3 protein-coding genes are annotated in these 2,084 nt (G+C 61.3%); all 3 read left to right on the top strand.

The window, feature by feature from the left end; all coding sequences use genetic code 11:
- The first annotated feature begins 44 nt into the window (after positions 1-44).
- Entirely contained in the window at positions 45-971 is a 927-nt protein-coding gene (locus tag ADADOO_RS13530; RefSeq protein ID WP_511278028.1) for a hypothetical protein, read from the top strand.
- Positions 968-1,627, top strand: a complete 660-nt coding sequence (locus tag ADADOO_RS13535) for a hypothetical protein (protein ID WP_511278029.1) — start codon at positions 968-970, stop codon at positions 1,625-1,627. The genes ADADOO_RS13530 and ADADOO_RS13535 overlap by 4 nt, the downstream gene beginning before the upstream one ends.
- Positions 1,624-2,084, top strand: a 461-nt coding sequence (locus ADADOO_RS13540; protein WP_511278030.1) for a hypothetical protein, incomplete at its 3' end; no start/stop codon positions are given. The genes ADADOO_RS13535 and ADADOO_RS13540, both read left to right, overlap by 4 nt.

Consider the following 2,084-nt stretch of genomic DNA (forward strand, 5'->3'; position numbering starts at 1 on the left):
GCGTTACTGGCTATCCTTCTGAAAAAACTTAAGGTGTCGGGACAATGTGGCCGAATTTTGGGGTGAAGTTCGAGGCGGGATGGATGTCGGTGGTCCGGCACGGCGATCGCATTGATCTCGCCCATGTCGTTCGCGCTCCCGGCAAACGCCCTGAAATCAAGCTTTGCGACTCGTTCCGCATCGAGAAAAATGAAGCCGATGCGTTGTCCCGTTTGGGTCACAGCCGTGGCCTGAAGCGCTACCGCTGCGCTGTCCTGCTTGGCGAGAATGATTACCGGTTGGTGCAGATTGACGCACCCGCCGTGCCGGCCGAAGAGCGAGTGCAGGCCTTGCGCTGGCGGCTCAAGGATGTGGTGGATTTTCCGGTCGATGACGCGGCGATTGCCGTCGCCGACATCCCTACCGAAGGTGGGCGCCAGGCCAGCGTCTTCGCCGTTGTTTCGCCGGCCGCAGTGATCGGTGAGCGGATGGCCCTGTTCCATGAGAAGAAGATTCCGCTCGAAGCCATCGACATTCCAGAAATGGCGGTGCGCAATGTCGCCGTGCTCTTTGAGGAAGAAAATCGTGGCCTGGCCTTTCTGGCGCTGACCCAGGGCGATGGCCTGCTGACGATTACCTTTCGTGGTGAGTTGTACCTGTCGCGGCGCATCGAAATTGATTCGGATGCCTTGGCCAAGGCTGATGAAGAGCGGCGCCGACAAATGCTTGAGCGTCTGGCGCTGGAGTTGCAACGGACGCTGGACAATTTCGATCGGCAGTACGGTTTCATCTCCGTGTCGCGCCTCTTGGTGGCCGCCGAATTCGATTGCGCCGGAACGGTGGCCGGGCTTGTTGAGAACCTCTATCTGCCGGTGCAGGCGGCTGATCTCGCTGTAGTGGCCGAATTTACCGGGCTGCCTGAATTACGGTCGGCCGAGCGTCAGGCGCAAAGCCTGCTCGCCATTGGTGCTGCACTCAGGGGCAACGCATGAGCCAGCAGATTAACCTGATTCTGCCGGCCTTGCGGCCGCGTTTTGACTGGCTGGCCTTGCCGGTGGTGGCCGGGGCGGCCTTGGTCGGCTTCCTGTTGGTCGGTCTTCTGGCGGCCTTGGGCGTCAATCAGGGAATGAATCTCAAGGCGCATGAAACCGAAATAAAGAACCAGTTGCTGGCCGTGCAGCAGCAGGTTCAGGCGCTAGGCCAGTCGCTTGCTGCCCGCCAGGGAGACATGTCGCTGGCGCGCCAGATAACGGCGGCGCGCTTGGCTGTCATCCAGCGCCAGGAAGTGCTTGCCGTTATCGCTCAAGGCGACGTCACGCAGGGAAGCGCGTATTCCGGGCTGCTGCAGGGATTTTCCCGACAGGGCATTGACGGTGTCTGGTTGCTCGGTTTTGGCTTCGCCGACAAGGAAATCGAGATGCGCGGCCGACTGCTCGATCCGGCCTTGCTGCCGACCTATATCAACCGGCTCAATGATGAGCCGGCCTTTGCCGGCCGTCGCTTTGCCGCGCTCGACATGAAGGGCGTCGATCCGGCCGACGCAAAGCCCGAGGCAGCAGCCTCCGCCGTCAAGGCCAAGGCGCCGGCGCGTTATACCGAATTCACGCTGCGTACTGAGCTGCTTGGCGGGCGGGAGAGGGCGCGATGAAAGTCCTGTGCCAGCAATGGAGTCGCTTGTGCCGCCGATATGCGGCGTTGTCCCAGCGCGAACGTTTGTTTGTCGCGCTGGCACTGGTGCTTGGCCCGCTGCTGATTGGCAATGCGTTGTTTGTCGATCCGCAATGGAGCCGCAGCAAGGCAATGCAGAATACCATCGCTACCGAGAGCGCTTCGCTGGCGGCCATGCAGACGCAGGCGGCCAGCCTGCAACAGGAATTGAAAGTTGATCCGGATGCCGGCCGGAAAGCTGAGCTGGCGACGCTGGTGGCGCAACGCGAACAACTCGATGAGCAGTTGCGGCAAGTCGGCGCTGCACTGGTTCGGCCAGAAGACATGAATGGCCTGCTCGAACGCCTGCTGGTCCGGCAATCCGGCTTGCGTCTGGTCAGCCTGAAAACGCAGGCGCCGCAAAGCGTGCTGCGCGAAAAAGAAGCGGCCAAGGAAGC

The sequence above is a fragment of the Azonexus sp. genome (assembly GCF_036170495.1).
Taxonomy (GTDB): Bacteria; Pseudomonadota; Gammaproteobacteria; order Burkholderiales; family Rhodocyclaceae; genus Azonexus.